Annotated in this window: 14 protein-coding genes; 10 read left to right on the top strand and 4 right to left on the bottom strand. The window is 44.2% G+C overall.

Features of this window, described 5'->3' with window-relative positions:
- Positions 1–79 precede the first annotated feature (79 nt).
- The 3 genes from PV783_RS08280 to PV783_RS08270 form a co-directional block, all read right to left on the bottom strand.
- Entirely contained in the window at positions 80–2,959 is a 2,880-nt protein-coding gene (locus PV783_RS08280; protein ID WP_420987675.1) for a TonB-dependent receptor, read from the bottom strand.
- 88 nt (positions 2,960–3,047) lie between these two features.
- Complete coding sequence (locus tag PV783_RS08275; RefSeq protein ID WP_420987674.1) at positions 3,048–4,157, bottom strand: FecR domain-containing protein; 1,110 nt, start codon at positions 4,155–4,157, stop codon at positions 3,048–3,050.
- 61 nt (positions 4,158–4,218) lie between these two features.
- Entirely contained in the window at positions 4,219–4,824 is a 606-nt protein-coding gene (locus PV783_RS08270; protein ID WP_420987673.1) for an RNA polymerase sigma-70 factor, read from the bottom strand.
- Between the two features lie 404 nt (positions 4,825–5,228).
- Between PV783_RS08270 and PV783_RS08265 the strand changes: the two genes are divergently transcribed.
- The 4 genes from PV783_RS08265 to PV783_RS08250 all read left to right on the top strand — a co-directional run bounded on the left by PV783_RS08265 (position 5,229) and on the right by PV783_RS08250 (position 11,344).
- A complete protein-coding gene (locus tag PV783_RS08265) occupies positions 5,229–5,792 on the top strand; it encodes a T6SS immunity protein Tdi1 domain-containing protein (protein ID WP_420987672.1) in 564 nt (187 codons plus the stop codon).
- Between the two features lie 177 nt (positions 5,793–5,969).
- Positions 5,970–7,178: a helix-turn-helix domain-containing protein gene (locus PV783_RS08260; RefSeq protein ID WP_420987671.1), complete on the top strand. Its 1,209-nt coding sequence runs from the start codon at positions 5,970–5,972 to the stop codon at positions 7,176–7,178.
- A gap of 155 nt (positions 7,179–7,333) precedes the next feature.
- Positions 7,334–10,132, top strand: coding sequence for a TonB-dependent receptor (locus tag PV783_RS08255; protein ID WP_420987670.1), 2,799 nt, complete (start codon positions 7,334–7,336; stop codon positions 10,130–10,132).
- Between the two features lie 18 nt (positions 10,133–10,150).
- Entirely contained in the window at positions 10,151–11,344 is a 1,194-nt protein-coding gene (locus tag PV783_RS08250) for a Ca2+-dependent phosphoinositide-specific phospholipase C (RefSeq protein ID WP_420987669.1), read from the top strand.
- A 220-nt stretch (positions 11,345–11,564) separates the two neighbouring features.
- On the opposite strand, the gene PV783_RS08245 is transcribed toward PV783_RS08250, so the two are convergent.
- A complete protein-coding gene (locus tag PV783_RS08245; protein ID WP_420987668.1) occupies positions 11,565–13,937 on the bottom strand; it encodes an ABC transporter permease in 2,373 nt (790 codons plus the stop codon).
- Between the two features lie 304 nt (positions 13,938–14,241).
- On the opposite strand from PV783_RS08245, the gene PV783_RS08240 reads away from it, so the two are divergent.
- The 6 genes from PV783_RS08240 (at position 14,242) to PV783_RS08215 (ending at position 24,158) form a co-directional block, all read left to right on the top strand.
- Entirely contained in the window at positions 14,242–14,835 is a 594-nt protein-coding gene (locus PV783_RS08240; RefSeq protein WP_079469219.1) for an RNA polymerase sigma factor, read from the top strand.
- A gap of 63 nt (positions 14,836–14,898) precedes the next feature.
- Positions 14,899–16,032, top strand: coding sequence for a FecR family protein (locus PV783_RS08235; RefSeq protein WP_420987667.1), 1,134 nt, complete (start codon positions 14,899–14,901; stop codon positions 16,030–16,032).
- 190 nt (positions 16,033–16,222) lie between these two features.
- Positions 16,223–19,690: a SusC/RagA family TonB-linked outer membrane protein gene (locus PV783_RS08230; protein WP_420987666.1), complete on the top strand. Its 3,468-nt coding sequence runs from the start codon at positions 16,223–16,225 to the stop codon at positions 19,688–19,690.
- A 22-nt stretch (positions 19,691–19,712) separates the two neighbouring features.
- Entirely contained in the window at positions 19,713–21,176 is a 1,464-nt protein-coding gene (locus PV783_RS08225) for a RagB/SusD family nutrient uptake outer membrane protein (RefSeq protein ID WP_420987665.1), read from the top strand.
- Between the two features lie 94 nt (positions 21,177–21,270).
- On the top strand, positions 21,271–22,401 hold the full coding sequence (locus tag PV783_RS08220) for a TlpA disulfide reductase family protein (RefSeq protein WP_420987664.1): 1,131 nt from the start codon (positions 21,271–21,273) through the stop codon (positions 22,399–22,401).
- A 425-nt stretch (positions 22,402–22,826) separates the two neighbouring features.
- Positions 22,827–24,158 carry a PQQ-dependent sugar dehydrogenase gene (locus PV783_RS08215; RefSeq protein WP_420987663.1) on the top strand — a complete coding sequence of 444 codons (1,332 nt, stop codon included), beginning with the start codon at positions 22,827–22,829 and terminating at the stop codon, positions 24,156–24,158.
- The last annotated feature ends 244 nt before the right edge of the window (positions 24,159–24,402 follow it).

Genomic DNA, 24,402 nt, shown 5'->3' with positions numbered 1-24,402 from the left:
GTGCACAATAATAAAATTAGAATGAATGAATATTACAAATGCACGAATGAGCGTATTCGTGCATTTGTAACGATAAAAATTAAAACTTAAATGTTGCAGTCATGAAATATGCTCTTGGCGCAATAGCAACGGTGGAGTAAGGGCGGTTACTCTTAACAGCATCCTGATACATTTGTTTGGTGAATCCTTGCCTGTCAAGCGCCTCGTTGAATGAACCGGGCCGGCTCCAACTCATTACACCATAAGTGTTGAAAATATTATTGACGATAAACCCTAACCGGAAGCTTTTGGATATATCATAACCAGCGCTAAAATTGAACTGACTGAATGACGGCAACAAGAAAGCATTGGCCACATTTGCCTGCCGCTTGCCCATAAATGACCAGGTAAGCTGCGCATAAAATTTATCCAGGTTATACGACGGAGTAATGTTGATCATACTCCTGGCAATGTTATCTGTTTCATTACCGGAAAAAGTAGTCACCAAAGAATCGTCCTGAGGTCCGGGATTATTTGCCAACCATGTTTTGAAGTCTAAAGCTTTTGATCTTTGCAAAGTAATTACGCCATGAATATTGAAATGTTTTGCAAAGCTATAATCAGCCTCTACTTCTACCCCATAAGTCCTGTATTTATTATAAACCGGTGCCGGGTTATAATTAGTCTGGTCAGCATTTTGAAATGTTTGCAGGTTAGGGACGTGACTCAGCACGCTGTAAAAAGGTGTTACAAATAAATTCAGGTTACCGGTTTTTGCTTTCAGTCCCAATTCAAATTGACTCACTTTCTGTGCCTGCGGGTCTAATGTTTTCACCAGGAAATCAGTAGTAGCATTAATATACAGATCAAAATCAGGCGCTTTGTTACCCTGCGAAAAACGCCCGTAAACAGAGAAGTGACTATTAATCTTATAATTCAGACCTGCCGAATAAGAAAAAGTGTTTAAACTCTCGTTAAAGTTGAAGGTAGTCGGAGTGGTGGCGTAGGCATTGTCGTATAAGGTGAGTGGATTTTTATCCAGTCCGCCCGCGGTATCCTGGTTAGCCACAGAAGGGCTGTTGTATCCTTTCACCCGTACTGTTTCGTAACGCACTCCCCAATCGAAGTTTAATGCCGGTGTTATTTGCCAGTTATGGCCGAAGAAAAACGCCAGTTGATTTTGAGTGGCATGGTTAATTGTTTGGCCGACCCTGTTAACGGTCATAACACCGTTTGCATTTGTGACCAATGCGGTGGTGCCGTCAGGATTAGTACGTGTAATACCTACTACCTGCGGATGTTCTTCTACCGTAGCCAGCGCAAAGCCTATGCGCCCGTTAAGCCTGTCCAGTTGGGTAGTACCAAAAAATCCTCCCAAAGTGAAGCTCATATTCTCCAACTTTTTGGTGAAAGAAAACTGGTCGAGATATTCCTTTGCTTTATTGCTGACAAACAGCAGCGGTTCATAGAATAATGAATTGGGAACTACCTGGCTACCCGGCAAATCACTGTTGGTAACGGTAAAACTACGACCATCCAACGTTGCTACAGTGGCCAGATCCCGGCCGCTCTTTATGTCACGGATGTGATAAGTACCCGGTTGTCCTATCGTGTTCATACGGGTATAGATCGCCTGATCAGTCAGTTGTATTGGATAAACAGATCCGTTGGTATTCCAGGTAGTGCTTTTATCAGAGTAGCGCATGGCGTTATTAAACGACCAGCCATTACCAAACCGCTGTTCCCAGTTAAACCCGGCAGATTTATCTGTTGAATGAATCAGATCTTTGTTATTGTAAATACCGTCCTGGCCTGTTTTGTTGATGTTGAAATTTTGCTGAATGGAAGGCATCAGCACATTGGAATTGCCTGAAAAACCGGGCGCCGGTTTAGGATCCGTAAAACCAAGCGTTGGCGTAAATTCAAACCAGCCGTTGTGATCATTTAAGTATTTGGCATAAAACTTCAGTGAGCCTGATTTGTATTTTTTCACCAGGTTGCCGCGGAATTGTCCACCATTATTCATCGGGTACCCGGGGTATCTGGCCCCTTCAGCGTACCGGTAAAACCCACCGGCATTCCAATACCAATCTTTTCCCAAAGGCCCGCCGATGTTAACGTCTGTACGATAGAAACTGTTTTTCCCGTTTCCTTCCAGGCCATATTTGGCTACAACTTCTCCCTGTGTTTTCTCACCTCCTTCTTTTGTGATGTAATTGAAGATACCACCCGGTGCATTAGCGCCCAGGATAGATGCAGTTCCACCGCGAACGGCTTCTAACCGTCCTACCGTAGCATCAGCACGAAGGAAGTAATCGGGCCCATAATTACTGCACGTAACGTTTGTTACCGGTAACCCATCTTCCTGCATACTCACATAATAATAACCAGAAGCGCCATCATTGGAACCCACCGATACGCCACGGGAATAAACGGTATTACGAACTTCTCCAAGGGAAGAGTTAACATACACACCGGGCACATTTTTAAGGATGTCGGCTGCGCTTACCAGTGACAGTTTGGAGGCCTGGGCGGCAGAAATAGTGCTGATAGCTACTGAGGCTTCCATCTTTTTCCGTTTGTCGAACACCCCGGTAACCACCACTTCTCCCAGGCCTGTAGCAGATGGTTTCATGTCAATCACCAAAGAAAAAGTAGCGCCTCCTTTAAGCGTATAACCCGATAATTTTTGCGATTCATAACCTACCATTGTTACCACAAAGCTATATGGACCACCGGCAGGCACACTGGAAAAGGTAAATACGCCGGCTGTATCGCTTTTGGTTCCGGACGTAAAGTTTGTTTTGCTGTTGCGGATAATCACTGACGCGCCAACCAGCGGTTCGTTATCGCTACCATGCACAATCCCTTTTACTATAGTGGTGGCTTCCTGCGCCTTTGTATCGGATGGCGAAAGGATTTGTATGAGCAATAGAAGAGCTGGTAGAACAGCCCTGAGTTTAAGCAGTTCAAATTTCATGTGGAATTCTTTTTTATAAAAGTAAAAGTCTGTATCAGTATGACTGAAGGTTCATCCTGCAGGATGCAATTTATAACGTGTTATCAGTTTACTTACTTATGATAAAAGCACTGTCCTTCTTAGTAATCGTTAAATTATGAAGGATGGCTATTTCTTTTAAAATACTCTCTAAAGAATCTGTTCTGTTGTATTTGGCTGTAAAATATATGTTTTGAATATCCTTCTTCTTATAGACTATTGGTACATTGAACATTTGCGACAGGTGATCAAATACTTCCGGCAGCAATTGATTATTGAACTGATACCAGGAACCTTCTGTATTGCCGGGTAGCGAAGGTTTATCGTCAGATAACTCATCGTTGATGATTTGCTCCGGAACAGCATGATTGTTTAATTTAAACGTCTTCACATTAGCTGTTCGACTGCCATACACAAACGATTGGCCAGGTAACAGGTATACATCTTCATTCATTTTACGATTCGATTTATCTACTCTCTTCACAACCACTTTTCCCTTATATAAACGAACGATCACATTTGTTGAATTGGCAAAGGAAGTAACAGTAAATTCAGTTCCCAATGCAGTGATAGATATATCACCACTGATAACAGTAAAAGGTTTTGCCTTGTCAGGAGCGACCTTGAAATACGCTTTACCGGTCAGTGTTATATCCCGCCTGTCGGTAAATGGTTCACGATAAGTGACTGCACTACTGCTTGCCAAAACGATCAGGGAGCCATCTGCCAACTGAATTCTTTTCTCTTTACCTGTTGTATTTACTTCATGCCGCATTACCAACATCAGGCTATCCGCCTTTCCTCCGGTATGCTGTACAACAGGTAGATCCTGTTTTTTGTTACTAAAAAACATCCAGCTCAAACCAATCACCAGCAGCACGGATGCCGCAACAGCTACCGCAACCAGCATGTTGACCGGCCTGGATATTTTCCGGACTTCTGCCTCTGGCAGATCTTGCTCCAGACGATTCCATTTCTCCTCCAGGGTCGCTTCGTCCGTCAGATATGTCAGGTCTTGCTTTATCTCTGTTAGTTGCCAGACTTTTTTCAAATGATTAAAGTAGCGCTGGTGCTCCTCACTGGCATTGAGCCAGTTTTCAACAAATACTCTCTCCTCTGCTGTTTCCTCATTAAACAAGTACCTGACCAAAAGCTCGTCATATTGATTGTTGTCTTCCATGTGCGCTATATTATATATACACCTAATGATGAATTCTTCCCTACAACGAAAAAAAATATTGTTACTTTTTTAATAAAATATTGAAAGTCAATACAATGAGAATAATGAGAAACTTCGATAGTTTCTCCTTCAATTTTATCATAGCCCTATAGATCTGAGTATCCACTGTTTTTACAGATATATTTAACCGGCCGGCTATTTCTGTATATTTCAGTCCTTCAAATTTTCTGAGTTCAAATATGATACGCATCTGTTCCGGCAGTTCTGCAATAGCAGCGTCGATAGCAGAACTCAGCTGTTTTAAATCAATACTATTAAGGCCCGTTTCCGAAATATCTTCGGCCGTTGTTTTCAATAAATAGGCCGTATGCTGTTGCTTTACTTTTTCGTGTCTTATAGTATTTAAACTAAGATTGTGAATAATTTTATACAGATAAGATATTGGAGATATGCCAGGAACAAGCGTTTGGCGTGTTTCCCAAAGTTTGATAAAGCCAGTATGAACCACCTCCTCTGCCAGGTGAATATCAAAGCCATATTTCAACTTGCAGTGGATACAAAGAGGGGGATAGTGTTTTGTGAATAACTCCTTAAAGGCAGCCTTGTCAAACCATAGATGATCAGGAGGCACACCCTCCAAATTGTCCTGTATGTAATTGATGCTCATTGGCAAATGCTCCCTTTAGATGAAGAGATAGTTTGAATATAACGTGTCGGACCAATAAAAATAACTTAGACAATAATAGGAATAAATAGGAATTTCAAACAGTATTTCTTTTCTTTCTGCAACATGGGGGCGGGCCCCAAAGGTCGCTTTTATAATGAGGCCAGGAAGATTTGACTTTGATAATTGCTACTTGTTGGTTTTTATTGACAGAACTTTTTGCTACATTTATTTATATACTCTTAATAAATAAAATACGGCTATAGAAACCTTTGTGCAGCATCCCCACAAATTCAGGGAAAAGCGTTAAAGGCTTTTTAAAAGCCCTTTGTAGAAAAGAGATGTTGGATTGCCCTCCTTTAAAAAACTGTTACGAGAGTTTACTTGACTAAAAAAAAGTATGAACTATGTTTGATACATTTTTTGAAAAATATCCGGATTATTCAACCGTACAGAAGCCAACAGTAGATGTATTGGATAAGTTTAGGGGCAAACTGCCCATTCAACTTATGGATTTCTGGAATGCTTATGGATTTGGAACATATATGAACGGCTATCTCAAAATGGTTGATCCTTCAGAATTTCAACAGCTTTTTGATGAAGCCTACAATAATATGAACAACGAAATTGTTTTTGCAGTTACCGGTCTTGGGGATTTCCTGACATGGACAGGGGATGCAATACGGGCTGTTTACTTCAAAAACGGCTACGATTCCATTATCGAAAGTGGGGACGATATGGAGTGGTTTTTTGATATGGATTTAGCCGACGAGGGCTTTTTAAGGGATAATTTAGATGATAAGAACTACGTGGCCGCTAAAGCAAATTTAGGTGAACCTGGATATGATGAATGCTTCGGTTATGTGCCCCTGCTGGGTATAGGCGGACAAGAGAAAGCAGCGCACCTTCAGATAGTAAAAATAAAAGAGCATATTTCCTTAATCGCCCAAACACTTGGTAAAATTAAATAACGTTAACCCACGCTTTGGGCTTTTTAAAATGCATAGGTTTCAGACTTTACCTACGATCTGTTCCATTTCAAAACAGATGAGTCTTTCCATTCCAACCTCACGGTATGCCACAGGTAATAATTTCTTAACAGTAGTTATGTAGCTTCACACCTGAAAGTTATCATATAAACGGGTGTCATGAAGTATATTATTTTACTGGGAGCTTTCCAGGCGGTGGTCGTATTCAGTATATTCATCATAGACCATAAAAAAAGATCTTCGGATAATATATTAAGCTGGTTTTTGATATTAGTGTTTGTTCATTTAGGTAGTGGCTTCGCACTACATACACTTTTTCCTAATGCCGAAATCCATAAGCAGTTCTATACTTTTATCACACTGATGTATTCGCCGTTGTTGTGGATATATGCTAAACACCTTTCCGGCAGGCATCTACAGGCGGGACAAAAAAACTACTATCATTTTCTGCCTGCAATGGCGGGAGCCGTGGTATATTTTACGATTGCGGGTTACATTATTATACATAACGGTAATACTCCCGCGGCGATCATTTATTATAACCAGGTAGTAGGGTATACGGCGATGATCTCTTTTCCTTTATATGGAGCTTTGTCTCTGCGGGAAGCCCGTCGTATCCCTTCCTTTTGGCAATCGGAAATATGGCTGGTCCGGTTTATAGCGACTGTGTTTATACTTATCACAGTGTTGATGCTGGCACTGGTGTTAAATAACCATTTACCGCCCGCTTCCCGGTTCAATATCGACCAGCACCTGTGGGGGAGGATATTTACTTATATATCCCTGCTGAGTATCTGCCTGGCCATTGGCAGGGTAAGGATTTTATTTTTGATGGATACTGAAACTCCATTGCCGCTGTTAGATTATACATCACCTGAAACAGACCCGGCTGTGGCCAGCGCGGCGGAAACGGCGGACAAAGAAACAGCAGCTGGCATTCCGCAGCAACCCCGGAAATCACTGTTGCCTGAGGAACAACAGGCCGCCATTGCCTGCCAGCTAAAACAGTGGATGTATGAAAAGACAGTATATAAAGATCCCGAACTCACGCTGGACAAACTCGCGGCAGCCATGGAAATATCCCGCCATCATCTTTCAGAAACCCTCAACCAATATATTGGCCAGTCCTTTTATCAATTCATCAACGAATACAGGATCCGGGAAGTGATCAAACTAATTGATGAGCACCGGCAACGCAAAGACACGCCCAATATCCTATCCCTGGCATTTGAAGCCGGGTTTCATTCCAAATCTTCTTTTAACCAATACTTCAAGAAAGTAACCGGAAATACCCCTTCCGCCTATATGAAAAGTAAAAATATGATGATAACAATGCCAGCAGGTGCAGTCAAAAGTTCTCTTACATAAATGGCTTAACAATAAGGTAACACTTCATAAGATATTGATTATTAATAAATAACGCCCCATTTCATTTTCGTCGATCTACAAAGTCGTACGGATTTATCTACAAGGACGACTTCGGCCGGCAGCCGGTTCAACTTTGCGGAAAATCTTTTTTGCCCATGAGCAGCCGACTTTTACTAATGATTTTACTCCTGCCTGTTTTCTGTACGGCACAACAAATCAGGGGGAGCATTCTATCCAAAGAGGGTCCCTTACCCTCCGCTACCATCGTCATCGATGGCACCGGAACACAAACAGACCTCTCCGGGATATTTAATATCACACTCCGGAAGACCGGGAAGGTGACGCTTAAAATCAACTATATAGGATTTGCCGTTAAAACGGTAGAAATAGATGTCAAACCCGGATTAAACCAATTGGGAGCTATCCTGATGGAGCCTTCCAACGATGTGCTCGGAGAAGTAGTGGTGAAAGGCGCTTCCGCCGGCTCTCAGATACGGGCCATCAGTATCAAAAAGAATGCAACAGGAATTATGGAGGTGTTGGCTGCCGATGCCATCGGCAAACTGCCCGACCGTAATGCCGCAGAGGCAGTGCAGCGTATGCAGGGTGTTTCCATCGAAAGGGACCAGGGAGAAGGAAGATATGTGTCGGTGCGCGGCACCCCCATCCAATGGAGCGCTACGCTGCTCAACGGCAACCGCCTGCCTACTGCCAGCCTGGACTATACAGACCGTCGCATACAAATGGATATTTTTCCTTCGGAACTGATAGAATATGTGCAATTGTCTAAAGCCATCACCCCGGATATGGAAGGCGATGCCATTGGTGGTTCCGTTAATTTCATTACCAAAGCAGCTCCGTTGTCGAAAATGTTGCGGATCAATGCCGCCGGCGGATATGGTGACCAGGCCCGCAAAGGTTCCTACAATGCTTCTATTGTATACGGCGACCGGCTGCTGAAAGGCAAACTGGGGTTTGTTGTTTCCGCTGTGATCTGGGACCGTACATCGGCTCAGGATCGTTATAACATGACCTACGATTTTTCCAATCCCAATGTTCGCCAGTCCTATTCCATTACAGATCTTCAGTTGAGGGATTATATCGCACACCGCAAAACAACCGGGCTAAACGCTGGTCTGGAATATAAATTCAATGGCAGGCATAAGATACAGTTTAAAAGTATTTATAGCGCGTTTCTCGATGGACAGAATGTACGGGAAACATACTTTTATTTCAACACCAAAAATGCAACGATTACCGACAGGGCATCCAATTACTTTACAGACCTTTATTCGGGCGAATTAAGCGGACAATCTGTTTTCTCCGGCAAACTAAGCCTCGACTGGGCAGTTAGTGCTGATAAGTCAAAGTTTCGGTTTAAAGATCCCGGTTATTATCCCATGGCCACCTTCCAACAGGCTGTCACTTACGAAGGTCTGGCTACCGACGGAAAAAAATACCTGTCCATGGATGCTCCCGACGGAAAAGGCGATGTGATAGATGCAGTACTACCACATATATCGTCCACTACCCCTATCAGCGCCAACGCCATGAAACTCTCCCAGGTGATTATGCTGCGCAGCACCAACTGGGAGGAGAACAAACGTTTCAGCTTTCATCTGAAATACACACCTACGGAGCGTCTGACACTGAAGTTTGGAGGTAAGTTTATTCATAAAGACAAAGTGGTGCAATCTCCCTACAATGTATATGTAGCGGGCATCCAGAAACCGTCACCCACTATGATCAGCCTGGGTACTGAACCATTCCCCTATAACGGCGGCTTCCTGTCTGAAATCGGATCTCCATACAACAATGTGATCATCGATCAGATGGCCCTGAACCAGTTGAAATCGCTGGTGACACCGGAAGGTATCGGCCAGCACGGCCTGTATCCTTTCCAGGTAGATTCTGCCACCAACGCATCCGGTGCCACCAAGTACTTCACAGGTGTGGAAAAAGTATATGCGCTCTACGTGATGGGAGAATATAAAGTATTGGACAAACTGACGATTACAGGTGGCATTCGCAATGAGTATAACCAGGTAACCTTCAACGGTAGCAAAGTCACCTCCAACACAGGCGGCAAGCAGGTGACCTCTCTCAGGCAGGACAACAGCTACAACGCTTTCCTGCCCATGCTGCACATGAAATATAATGTGACTGATAAAGACATTGTCCGGCTGGCCTATACCCGCAGCTTCGTCCGTGCAGATTTCAACAACCTGAATCCCGGCACCACGCAGGATGATGCAAACAAAGTTATCAGCAGAGGCAACGCCAGTCTGAAACCTACGTTTGCCAATAACTTCGACCTCATGGCCGAACATTATTTCGGTGGCATAGGCATGGCTACCATTGGCGCTTTCTATAAAAAACTCACCGACCTCGTTTATACCAACCAGTGGTCCGAAACAATCGGTGGTGTGCCATATGCCGTAAGTGAACCGGATAACCTGCAGGGCGCCTGGTTGGCAGGATTTGAGGCCGGCCTTGCGAAAAGATTTACCAGCTTACCGGGTTTCTGGAAAGGATTTGGAGTAGATGCCAACTATACTTATACCAATTCACAGGTGAAAATTCCGCGTTTTGTGAATAATCAGAAGATAGAAGACAAGAGCGCAATTCCTAAGCAGGCCAAACATATTTTCAACGTATCACTGTTATACGAGTACAATAAATTCATGGCCAGGATTGCAGGCAATTATAAAGGCAAATACCTCGACGTAATCCGTCAGGCTGCAGGCCCCGACCACTACCGTTGGTATGCTGAGAATTTCACGGTCGATTTTTCCGCTTCTTATTCCATCACGCCCAAAATCAGGACATTCCTCGAGTTAAACAATATTACCAATGCGCCGGTGCGCTATTACCATGGCACGTTTGACCGGGTGGAACAGGCAGAATGGTACTCCATCCGCGGACAGGCAGGCGTGAGTGTTAAAATTTTCTAACTAAAAAAACAATTGACGATGCAGACAACTATTACCAGGGCGTTGGGAACAATGCTGATGGCCTGCGCAACAACCATTTGTGGCGCACAATCTTCACAGCTGGACACCCTTAAAATAAACCAGGTACAGGTACTGGGTACGCACAACAGTTATGCCCGGCCCGTGGATTCTGCCGTGCTGGCTTATATTGATCCTATTTTTGAAAAATTGGGGCAAACCTATATGAAAAGTATGCCGAAAGAACAATTCGCAGCTTTCCAGGAGTTTCACCCCAATACTGTAAAAATGAGCGAAGGACTGCATTACAACCATCCTCCGTTTGACGTGCAGCTGGATGCCGGTGTACGGAGCCTGGAAATTGATGTATATAACGACCCTACGGGCAACCGCTTTAACGACCCTGCCGTTTATCGTGAGCTGCGGAAGAAAGGTATTACGCACCTGGCGCCATTCGATACAACAGACCTGGATAAACCGGGCTTCAAAGTATTACACATGGCCGATATTGATTTCCGCACACACTATACCACCTTCAAAGGTGCCCTGGCTGCTATGCGCTCCTGGTCTGATGCTCATCCCGGACATTTTCCAATTTATGTGATGATAGAAGCCAAAGACAAGGGGATTCCTTTATTCCCCAACTCTGCACAGGTGTTGCCTTTTGATGAGAAAGCCTTTGACGCACTGGATCGGGAAATCGTTTCCCAACTCGGTAGAGATAAGCTGATCACGCCGGATGACATACATGGAAAATATCCAACGTTACGCGAAGCTACACTGGCCCAAAACTGGCCTACTGTAAAAGCTGCCAGAGGGAAATTTATCTTCCTGTTGTTACCTTCCACAGCCGGTATGAACCTGGTATCCGACTACACTAAAAACAGGCCCAACCTCGAAGGCAGGGTGATGTTCATGCAGTCGCTTCCACAGGATACCTATGCCGCCTTTTTACTGCTGGACAACGCCATTGTACGCCGGAAAGAAATACAGCAGGCAGTGCAAAAGGGATACATGGTCAGGACCCGCTCTGATATCGAAACATATGAGGCGAAGACAAATGATCATACCAGGGCCAACGCAGCTTTTGAAAGCGGCGCCCAGATCATCTCTACGGACTTTTTCCGTCCAGGGAATGGATATGGAACTCCTTACTTTGTAAACCTTCCTGGTGGCGGTGAAGCCAGGCCGAACCCGGTGAATACACGAAAATAGCCTCTTATATTTCTCAATAGCAGAATAGTCTTTTCAAGATCATTCCGCTTATGTTAGGGTATTCTTTAAAATTAAGGGACGCCTCACCCCGCGAAATAAATTGCTTAATTTAGCAAATAATCAAAAGCCTTCAGACTATCCATCTGAAGGCTTTTTCGTACAGTTTGAGATTGAATTTGACATCATCCCCGGAAAGGTTTGAAACCCGTCTATCTTAAAGCTACTCAGCTCTCAGACTTCGCACCGGGTTGACCATAGCGGCTCTTACTGCGTGGAAACTCACAGTAAGCACTGTGATACCGACAGTGATGATGGCCGCCAGGATAAAAACCAGTGGGCCTATGCTGATGCGATATACATATTTATCCAGCCAGTTATTAAGAAAATAGAAGGCCGGCGGAGAGGCGATCAAACAACTGATCATCACAAGTACAATAAATTCACGGGATAATAATGCCCATAACTGCATGATAGATGCTCCCAATACTTTCCGTATGCCAATCTCTTTAGTTCGCTGTTCTGCCATATAGGAAGCCAGTCCAAACAAACCAAGACAGGAAATAAAAATTGCCAGCAGAGAGAACAGACCGGTTAATTTACCGATCAGCATTTCCAGTTCAAATTTCTTTGCATAAGCTTCATCAACAAAATTGTAGACATAGGGGTAGGCTGTATTATATTGTCCAAAGATCCGGGCAATCCTGTCAACCGCTTTTGATGTACTCACCTTTGGAGACAACCGGTAGGTAATAAATCTTGCTCCGCCAGGACTATACATAAAGACGGTGGGAGTAGGCGATGAAAAAGGAGATTCCATAATAGCATCCTTAGCAACACCTATGATCTTTAAGTTATGACGGCCATTATAAGCAATAACCTGTCCTATCGGGTCTTTCAGATTCATCCGTTTAATAGCAGCTTCGTTCACAATTACATTCAGCGAATCGGCACTGGTATTACCGGTAAAGTCTCTGCCCGCCGCCAGATCTATATCCATCGTTCTGAAATAATTATTATCCGCAACAAACACAACTGCTGCGCCCACTTCCTCCACGGGCGTTTTTCCAGGCCAGTTTTCGATACTGCTGAAGTTCCTGAGTGCAATGACTGTTTCTGAAGACATAGTTACAGCTGTTACCACACCACTCTGCAGCAGATCATTTTTTAATGCCGGATAATTTTTTTTCAGATCACTGCTGGCATCTGTCATCATCAACCGCTGCTGATCATAACCTACGGGGCGTTCCTGTGCATATTTTATCTGCTGATAAATAATGATGGTGCTGATGATAAGTGTTATAGAACAGGAAAATTGTATTAATACCAGCATTTTTCTTGAACGGACCGCGCCACGATCTGCTTTTAATATCCTGACAGGTCTGAAAGAAGAAAGATAAAAAGCAGGGCGGCTGCCCGCCAGTAGCCCTGTGAGCAACAAATAACTGATCATAACGATCCAGAATATTCCATTCGTATAAGGAATGCGGATAGTTGCCTGTGTTAGTGTATTAAATGAAGGTAATGCAGTTTGTACCAATAGCAACGCCAGGATAAATGCGGCAAAAGTGATAACAAAAGATTCTGTCAGAAACTGTAAAATCAGTTCATATCGCTGGGAACCCATAACTTTTCTCACGCCTACTTCCTTTGCTCTTTTTTCAGATCGCGCTGTAGAAATATTCATAAAATTGATACAGGCAATCAGCAACACAAGTATCCCGGTAATACTAAATACTCTCACATAGCTGATCATCCCACCGGTAGCCACCCCATTTTTAAATTCAGTATAAAGATGCCAGTCTTTCATCCCCTGCATGATTACTTCAGTACGCGAATGCTTATATTCTTCGGGGTTATACCTGGCTATGATCTTCTTTAGTTCCGGTTCAACCTGCGCGTAGGAAACTCCGGGCTGTAATGACACATACACATTGGCTGTAATCTGGCCCCACATGCTAAGGTAATCTTTGGTATTGCTGTTCTGAATAAGGTATTCGTAAGGAATAACGTAGTTAAATTTCAAAGTAGAATTGTCCGGAATATCTTTTAACACACCTGTCACTTTCAGATCGTTCTGATTATCGATACGAACAATTTTATTCAGCGGATCTTCATTTCCAAATAATGATTTTGCAGTCGACTCCGTCAATACAATCGAATAAGGATCATTTAACACCTGCTCTTTACGGCCTTTTAACAAAGGATATTGAAATATTTTCAGGAAATCATTTTCAGCTATTATTCCCGGCAGATATATCTTCCTCTCCCCCGCAACCAGCCCATGCGGTTTTATCCAGTCCGTCATTACCACATGCCTGATACCTGGAACGTCTCTTCTCAATGCTTCAGCCAATGGCATAGGTGAAACAAGGTAAGCATATACCTCTCCATTACTGCCGGTACCTTTTAAGCCGGCCTTGTAGATCTGCTGACTATCGGGAAGGAACCTGTCATAAGAATACTGATACCAGATCCACAAACCAATGATCAATGCCACTGCCATCCCCGTGGCCAGGCCCAATATATTCAGCAGACTGTATAATTTATTGTGGATAAGGTTACGCCAGGCGAGTTTAAAATAATTTTTAAACATGGAGATAGGTTTGAATACTCCCATCGCTAATAAAATACCAGTTTTTAATATTATAAAAACCAATGAATTAAAGTTGCCGGTATTTTTCAACCTGTCCGGTTTTGTACAGTTGATGTCCGGTTTAGTAGATTGTGAATCATAAAGAAGCTCCTGCAATTGTAATAGCAGTAACAATTTGCAGGTGAAGTCACTGGTAAAAAAATCAATAAAAATGGTATCGCTTACATTGTTGCATTCAAATTAGTGGACCAACATATATTGGCGGATTTTCAGAAATTTTCCTAGATTGTGTTTCATTTAACGGGTGTCAGCCAATCAAACATATAACGAAAAAGAACTATTGTCGAGAATAGCAGAAGGCGATGAGCAGGCATATGCTATCATATTCGACCAATATTACCCGTTACTTTACACATACGTCAATCGCATCATCCAATCCGCTCCGGAAACCGAAAGTATTTTACAGGATATTTTTATGAAGATCTGGCAGGGGCGGGAAACTTTGCAGTATGTAGAGCGATTCAGTCCTTACCTCTGGGTGATGACCCGTCACCATGCCCTCAATGTCATGCGCAACCTGGCGCGCCGCAATGCGTTGTTAGACGATTTTGCCAGGCAAGTCCCCACCGCCGAAACGGAAGAAAACAGGGAATGGCATCTTTCCCTCATAGATGAGGCGATTACACAGTTGCCGGAACATTGTCGCCAGGTATGGACCATGAACCGGATCGGGAAAATGAAGCAGGCAGAAATAGCAGTAGCACTGGGAATTGCATTGCCGACAGTTAAAAAATATATGCAGCAGGCCATCGGCCTGATTACACAATACGTAAAAGATCGTTCTTCACTGGGTCTTGCCCTGACTCTTCTACTTTCTATCTTTTTTGAAAAAAAATAAGATTCCCCATATACTTTTTGAAAAGCCAGGTGTCATTTATATATACCCGTTAATTTATTCCACATGAATGAGCAGTTGACTGAATTGTTTAATCGTTATTTCGACGGTACGGCCACTGATGCCGACCGCCAGAAGTTAATGGAGTTAGTGATGGAATCGGACGATGTGCTGCTGGAATCGGTTATGCGCCAACGATGGGAAGCACTGCAGGGAACCACGGTTCAGACGCCCAGTGGAGCCCACGTGTTGGCCGCTATTCTTAATAAACCGGTACAGATGAAGCCCGTAAGGCAACGTTGGTATTGGGCCGCGGCAGCAGCGGTATTGCTTCTTCTGGGTATTGGCGGCTATTTTCAGTTAAAGCATCAGCAGGAAATTACAGGCGTCGCAAAAATAGAAAAGGTAACGCCGGGCTACGAGCGTGCTACCCTTACCCTGAACGATGGCTCCGTAGTACAACTGGATAGTGCGGGTAACCGCACCATACAACAAGGCGGCTCGTCAATACGGCAACAGGGTGGACAGCTTGTATATGCGGCCTCGTCGGGTAAGAATGCAGTAACATATAATACGTTGCGTACCCCCCGTGGCGGGCAATTTAAAGTCATTCTCCCGGACGGTACCACGGTTTGGTTAAACGCAGCCAGCTCTATCCGGTACCCAACTGCTTTCCTGGGGCAGGAGCGCCGGGTAGAAATGAGCGGGGAAGTCTATTTCGAGGTGGCGAAGAGTGAGGAGAAACCATTTAAAGTAAGTGTAAATGGTAGGGCGGAGGTTAAAGTACTGGGTACTCATTTTAATGTAAACGCTTATCCGGAGGAAAACATCATTAAAACCACTTTGCTGGAAGGCGCCGTATCAATGTCCACCCCGGCCAATTCACCTGTATTACTCAAACCAGGTCAACAGGCAGCGGCCGGAAAAGCAGAGATTAAGGTAGTGAACGATGCCAACATCGACCAGGTAATGGCCTGGAGGTATGGACTATTTAACTTTGACCGGTCTAACCTGCAATCCGTCATGAATGAGCTGAGCCGCTGGTACGATGTAGATGTGCGTTATGAGGGACAAATTCCATCACGGATATTCAGAGGGAAAATTAAACGCGACCTCAGCTTAATACAAGTACTGGAAGTACTCCAGGATGTGAATATTAAATTTAAAATGGAGGGAAAAACAATAGTAGTATATAATTAACAATCAAAAACCAATCGTTTCAAAAAACAAAAAGCCGGTATGCGTCAACATACCCGGCTATAATTTGGCAAAAGTCAAGTCTGGACAGATCCTGTTATTTACCAAACCAACCAAAATTATGCAAAAAAATGCGAAAAGCATGCGGACCCGCAGCTCCGGGCCTCGTTGTCTCTACCAAACATTGCGAGTTATGAGGATTACATTTATTTTAATGCTTGTTGCCACACTGCATGTTAGTGCAAAGATAGCAGCACAGGGTAACGTGTCTATGTCTGTTAAAGACAAAGACCTATCGACGGTATTGGCGCTTGCTGAAAAACAAACCGGGTATGTTTTCTTCTTTGATGAGAAACTGCTGTCTATCGCCAAACCAGTGACAATTACGGTCAAAGACTTACCATTATTAAAGTTTCTTGACCTGCTCTTTCAGGAGCAACCATTAAAGTACAGTTTAAGGAACACCACCATCACACTTTCAATTAAGGCGCCAGTGACTCCCCGCACTGATCCGTCGTTGCAGGAGAATAATGCGGCCAATACCCCGGTGATCATAAAAGGGATTATTGCGGGGTCCGATGGTAAAATGCTACCAGGTGTATCAGTAAAATTAAAGCCATCAACGATAGGCACTACTACCAATGAAGATGGGATATTTGTGTTGCCGAATGTACCACCAGGTACTTATACACTGGAAATATCCAGTATCGGGTATTCCACGATCAGCAGAAAACTGATTGTAACAGATAAACCATTGGAACTTGCCTTCACGCTCCAGCAGGAAGCGATCGAACAAAAAGAAGTAGTCATTTCCACCGGTTACATGGCTAAAAAGCCCGGAGAGTTGACCGGGTCTATACAGAAAATATCAGGCGACGAAATCAGAAGGGGCATTACATCGTCTGATCCCGCATCTTTACTGAAAGGAAGAGCAGCGGGTCTGTATATTTCTGAACAGAATGCCGCCGACCCCACCAGCAGCGGGGGACAAATATTTGTAAGGGGCCAGAGTAGCGTGGCGGGAGTTGGTGTAGATCAGGTCAATGAATTTGTGGTACCCGCACTCAACTACGGCCCACTCATTGTACTGGACGGAGTAATTATGCCGAATCAAAATCTGAAAGAGCTGGTTACACCACAGGAAATCCAGGACATCATTGTACTGAAAGACGCAGCCGCTACTGCCATCTATGGATCAAGAGCAGCAGCCGGAGTACTGGTAGTCACCACCAAAAGAGGAAGTAATGCAAAACCACGCATTAACGCCGAAGTGAAATACGGAATTAATCAGCCTAATCGCGGGCGCATGAAATTTCTGAACGGTGCGGAACTCTATGATCTGCAAAAACGCTTTTACACCGAAGATTATAAGCAGAATAATGCCAGCCTCTCTCCCATGTTCCCTACCCTGGACAATTATCTGGATTATCGCCTGCCTACACAGGAACAGGTGAATAATTCCTACGACTGGACTAAATACGCTTTCGTTACCAGCAATACTACAGAAGTGAACTTGTCTGCCAGCGGAGGAAACGACCGTACTAAATACTATATGGGTGGCTCGTACTACAACGAGCAGGCTACCGGTATCCTCAACAGTTTAATCCGGAAAACATTCCGGCTAAACCTTGAAAGCCGTTTAACAGACAGGCTTACAGCCACTGTTTCCATTAATGGCATTATGAATGATGGTCGTCAGGACCAGGGTTACACCGTTGATGGCATTCAAACCCTTATCCCGTGGGCAAATCCTTATGCTGCAGATGGGTCGGTTACCCAGGCGCTTAACTTTAAAATGGGCGGGACACAGAAGATCATCGACAATCCCCTGTTCAACAGGCAGTATAATTTTTCAAAACTCCAATCACAGCTGTTTTTCGGATCCGCTAAATTGGACTATAAAATTACCGACTGGCTAAGTATCTCCAGCACCAACTCAGGCAATCTTAACTATACTAAAAACACCCGGTACACAGATGTGAGAACTTACAACGGAGGCAGTTCCTATTTTGCCCCTCAGGGATTTTTGGGTACCACCACCGGCAACCTGATGTCTTACCTCACCTCAAACCAATTAACCTTTAATAAAAAAACGGGCGACCATATGTTCCGTGCCCTGGCGGGTATGGAATTCGGACAAACCACCGTTGAAGACATGCTGGTAAATGTAAATCATGTGCGTGCCGGTTACCCGGTTATCTCTCTTGCCCGGGAAATAGGTGGCTCGGCGGATTTATCGATCTTTGGTATTCCCACTACCAAAGCGGGTAATATTGAGGGTGGAAAGGATGTAAAAGCCATTTATTCTTTATTTGGTGAAGCCGGATATACTTACGAAGGTAAATACAGTTTAAGTGCTTCTGTACGCAGGGACGCATCCAGCAGCTTTGGCCGGGATAACCGCTATGGTACTTTCTATTCCGGAGGTGGTGCATGGGTTGCCAGCGAGGAAAAATTCCTGCAAAATGTAAAATGGATCAGTTATTTAAAACTACGGGCCAACTATGGTACCAGTGGCTCGCAACTTGGCGACAACTTTCTCACAAGAACGTTGTACGATCCAAGATACACGTACAGCGGAGCCGGGGCAGCCACCATTTCAGTATTAGGTAATCCCGATATCAGATGGGAAGTAACCAAATCATGGAGTGCAGGTGTTGACATGGAATTCTTCAAACGTTTAACGGCTACAATAGACGTTTACAAACGCCGCTCCCAGGACCTGTTACAGAAGGTGTTATTGCCGGCTTTGTCTGGTTTCCCAACACAATGGCAGAATGCAGCTACAGTAGAAAACAAGGGAATAGAACTGGTGATGAATTCTCAAAATTTAAACAGAAAAAATTTCTCCTGGAGTACTTCCTTCAACATCAGCTTTAATAGAAATCAGATTGTTAGTGTGGCCAATGATTCATTAAGGCAGGGATATTACCCGCAGAACAGTTATTATCTTTTTAAAGGAGATGATATCAATGCATTAAAAGCTGTTAAGTACGCCGGTGTGGATCCGCAGTCAGGAAAACCGAGATTTGAAAAGCTGATCTTCGATGCGAAGGGTAATAGAATCGGCGTGGAATATGTAAATACAATTGCTGAAGTAGACGCAGCTTCAGACAGCAGGCAGTTTCAAACAATTGGCTCTTTCCAGCCGAGGTTCTATGGTGGTCTTACCAACACCTTTACCTACAAAAACTTTTCACTGAGTGTGTTGATAACTTTTGCATTGAAATATACGATCATCGATAACTATGCGGCGTCTTCACAGGTAGCACATGTAGACCGGTTTAACCAGCTGGCCTATACTAAAAGCCAGATTCCCTGGACAACGCCCGGACAAACCAATGCTACCGAGCCCGAACTTTATTACCAGGCAACTACTGACTATTTCGGATCAAGCAAATATATGCGCGATGCCAGTAATGCCTCCCTGCGCAATATCCGGTTAAGTTATGATCTGCCACAGTCGCTGACCAACCGCTTGAAATTATCCAACTTTACCGCGTATGTAAGTGCCGATAACCTGTACACCATCTACAATAAATATATCGTGGCCTCCGGTCCCGAAGGCCCTTCTGTAGGACAGGCACAGGACTTTGGCAATGCGGGCGGCCCGTTAAGTATCCCACGGCGATATGTATTTGGACTACAGGTTACATTTTAGTTGAAAGTTAAAAAGTATTAAAATGAAAAATTACGCCATTATATTTTTTATATCTCTCCTTGCGACGGCATGCGATAAAAAGATCGATGAGATCAGCCCATTGATTAAAATTGACAAAGACGGAGAACTGTCGTCTGTTGCCGGGATTGTAGAAGCTACAGTAGGCAATTATTCCTTGCTACGCGATAATTCCACTCCGTCTTACGACGAACCATTGGTAAACTTGTCCGAAAGCCGTGGCAACAATGTAACCTTGCGCATCTTCGGCCCTGCAGAAAAAACGACGGACGGATTCTTCTATCAAAACAGTAACAGCCCTACGCTCGGTTTCAGCAATGACTTCTATCGCGGCTCCTACCAGTTAATTGTAAGCATTAATACCACATTGGAGGGAATCGCTGATTTCGAGAAAGCAAATCTCGCCTCCTCATCCGAAGCCGACCGGAATAATGTATTATATGCGAAAGGCGAAAATCATTTCCTGAGGGCACTTGCTTATTTTAACCTGATCAGATTATACGGCAAGCCTTACTATCAGAATGCTGCTAACAGTTCCGGTGTTGCATTAAAAAAGACAAGTGATACAAAGGAAATTCCAGCACCATCTACTGTGAAGGAAGTATACGATTATATCACAGAAGAATTGAAAATAGCGGCGCAATTGATGAAAACCCCCGTGGTAAAAACAAACAGCTTTGCCAGCAAAGAGGCTGCATGGGCATTGTTATCAAGGGTGTACCTGTATATGGGCGGCAGCATGGTCAATCCGGATGCTACTTATAACCAGGCGGCCGTAACCTATGCAGACAGTGCATTGACTCAAAACAACGGGAAATTAGCATTGCTGCAGGGAAACGACTATAAAAACCTGTTTGCCGATGACCAGGATGGATCTATTGGCCGCGCTAAATTCGCCTCCAATAAAGAGATCATCTTTGCTTTTGACAACATGACAGGCAATACCCGGATCGGCATTCTCTACAACTATGATCCGCTTTATGGCATGGGTGGAATATTTATGCCTTCTTCGGATCTTAAACAGTTACTTGTTACACAGGATATACGCAGTAGTTTTTTCAGGGTTAATGCCGCAACGGGACTGACGGAAACCACCAAATTACTGGTATTGCTAAACCAGCTCATCACCCGCGCTCCGAACATCTTTTTGCGCACCGGCGAATTGTACCTGAACAGGGCGGAAGCTTATGCTAAAATGAAGAATTACACAATGGCCAGGGCCGATCTCAGCACCATCCACACCCGTGCAGGACTACCCGAATCGGACATCACCAGCATCGCCGATCAGGACCTGCTTGCTGCTATTCTCAAAGAAAGACGTATGGAGCTTGCGTTTGAAGGACATGCCGGATATGACTATTTCCGCAATGGATTACCCATGATCAGAAAGGCTGCCGATAACAACGGGAAAACGTTGATCATTCAACCGGACGATCCTAAAGTGGTACTGACTATACCGAACTTCTAAGAGCCCTTACTGTCATAATTAACTTTTTCATAGAAGCCTAATGGCTTCTAAAGGACAATATTTTGCATTTAAAATTTCAAAAACTAACAAAAAAATGAGTTACAATCTGAAGATTTCGAGGACTGCGTGTCTGACTTTTCTTTCTATCCTTTGTTTCACAATTGTTTCATTGGGACAGGAAAAAGCTAAATTATTTGTGGGCGACAAAGCACCGGAGCTTCGTTACGGAAAATGGTTAAAAGGCACACCTGTTAAGGAGTACAAAAAGGGCCATCTTTATCTTTTCGAATTCTGGGCAACCTGGTGCGGCCCCTGCATTGCATCTATGCCACATCTTTCTGAATTTGCACGGGAACACAAAAAAGAAGCTACCGTAATTGCTGTGAATATCTGGGAAAAAACCGGTGACAAACCTTATGAATCTTCGCTTCCCAAAGTCAGCAAATTTGTGAAGGGTATCGGCAACAAAATGGACTTCAATGTTATCACTGACAGCAAAGACCAGTTTATGGGAAATGAATGGATGAAGGCTGCCGGAGAAGGTGGTATTCCCTGCACATTTATGGTGAAGGATGGCATTATTATGTGGATAGGTCATCCGGTCGAACTGGATTCCGTAGTAAATGTGGTAATGTCGGGGAATTACGATGTAGCCGCTGCCAGGAAGAAGATACAGGAAAGAAATGAACAGTCAGATGCTGCGGCGGCTCCCTTTCAAAACCTAATGAAGGACTATGAAAAAGCCATTGCTGATAAGCAATACAGTAAAGCCATTCAGCTGCTGGATTCGGGTATTGGCACCATGCCTCCCTTTGCCGGAACATTCGGTTTCTTTAAGTTCCAAACCTTACTTGAACATGTCAATGAAGATTCGGCAATGGCTTTTGTAAGACCCTGGCAAGCTACTAAACCCGGATATGTAGGTTCTACAGCGGCAGTAATTGCAAGGCAAAAGGGATGGAAGAAGTCAACTTATGAATATGCTTTAGAGTTGCTGAATGCACAGCTGCAAGTGCCACAGATGCCGGCATCTATGGTCTACGAGGAGATGGCAGGCGCATATGCAAATATGAATGATTACAAAAACGCTGTGCAATACCAGGAGAAAGCCATTGCAACTGCCAGACAATTCCTGAAGGAAGGTAAATTCGCTGGTTTCATTATGGAAGATACCATTAAAGAATCGGAGAAGAAACTTGCCGGTTACAAAAAGGAATTGAAGTAAAATAACAGGATACTACGACTAATGCCAACCACTTAGGCCACTGTATGCGAGCCTAAGTGGTTGGCATTAGTCGTATAATGAAATGAGCACTTCAGCGAATTTGAGTTCCCATTGGGCGAGGTATATCTGGTCCCGTCCATTGCGGGGACTATGATTATCTGCAATTTAAGCAGAAATTTTCCAGAGAAGAATCCTATATTTAACCCGGATTAAATCCGGAGGTCCTCAGCATACCATAAAGCCGGAATAATACGAGGGTGGATCTGTCAGCATTTTTTTCGAAGGCCAGGCGTAAGTTTCTATATATGGCCTCCCATTTAACCTGAACCCCGGGTAATCAATAAAAAAGAATATTAAATGCGCTGTTCGAACAAGGCGTACATCCCGGCGTTAATCGCCCTATGACAATATAAATGATACTAAGTATGGAAAGACTATTACTGTCTGCCGGTTTTATGGCGTTGATCACTGTTCTGAACGGATGCAATGGTGGCAAGCCCAAAACGCTGCATAAAGCAGCTGATTCACTGGAAATCATCAACAACACGCCCCCCGACTCACTGCCTGCCCCCGGTGCTACGCCCTCGGTCACCAATTTCAGTAACGTTATCGGCTGGAAAAACGACAGCAAACCAATTGCCCCGGAGGGATTTGTAGTCAACAAATTTGCCGACGGCCTGAAAAATCCCAGATGGATTTACGTGGCGCCCAACGGCGACATCTTTGTTTCCGAAGCACATGCTATCAAACGGTTTAGCCAGGAAGTGATCAATTCAGTCAGTGGCAAATCCAAATCAGAAAATAACAGCATTACTGCCAACAGGATCACCATGTTCCGTGATACCAACCAGGACGGAGTGCCAGATGAGCGGCATGTTTTCCTGGAAAAGCTCAACCAGCCAATGGGCATGCTGATCCTGAACGACAAATTTTATGTGGCCAACACCGATGCACTGGTACAATATCCATACACTGCCGGCATGACGGAAATGAAAGCAGAAGGAAAGAAAATTTTAGATCTTCCCGCAGGTGGTTATAATAACCATTGGGCGCGCAATGTGATCCGGAGTGAAGACGGCACCAAACTGTATGTCTCCGTAGGTTCCGGCACCAATGCCGCAGAACACGGAATGGAAAATGAAAAAAACAGGGCTAACATCCTGGAAGTAAATCCGGATGGCACCGGCGTCAGAGTATATGCGAGCGGGTTACGCAACCCGGTTGGTATGGACTGGGCACCGGGCACACATACCCTGTGGACGGTAGTAAACGAACGCGATCAGCTGGGTAACGACCTCGTACCTGATTACTTTACCAGCGTAAAAGATGGCGCATTTTACGGATGGCCTTATTCCTATTTTGGTCAGCATGAAGATCCAGGTCTTAAAGGCCAGGCGCCCGAACTGGTAAAAAGTGCGCTGGTGCCGGACTTTGCCCTGATGGCGCATTCGGCATCACTTGGACTGCACTTTTATAAAGGCACTGCATTTCCCGAAAAATACCGCAACGGCGCATTTATTGGTCAACATGGCTCATGGAACCGCGACTATCTCTCTGGTTACAAAGTGATCTATGTGCCGTTCAAAGATGGTAAACCTGCCGGTAAAGCAGAAGATTTCCTGACCGGGTTTATCGCAAATGAAGTTAAAAGTGAGGTTCATGGCCGCCCTGTTTGTGTTACTATGGCTAAAGATGGCGCATTACTGGTATCGGATGATGCCTCCAATACTATCTGGCGGGTAGCCGCAAAAAAATAATCCACTTCCTCCATACCGGCGGCGTTAAATGAGCAACACCAACTCATTTAACGCCGCCGTTTTTTATAGCATGCCGGGGGTATTATTAAAACAGGCGTATAGCCCCCTTCCTTCCCCTGTTTTGCGCAGACCGCGCAGGAATTCCCCATTCCAAAAATATTTTTTCGTTCCGGCTACGTAGTCTGTCTTTCACAAACGTATTACCTATTTATCAACCAATTACTATTCTTTCACCCTTCAATTT

The organism is Chitinophaga sp. CC14 (genome assembly GCF_048957795.1).
GTDB classification, from domain to species: Bacteria; Bacteroidota; Bacteroidia; order Chitinophagales; family Chitinophagaceae; genus Chitinophaga; species Chitinophaga ginsengisegetis.
This window is presented reverse-complemented; position numbering and strand designations above follow the sequence as displayed.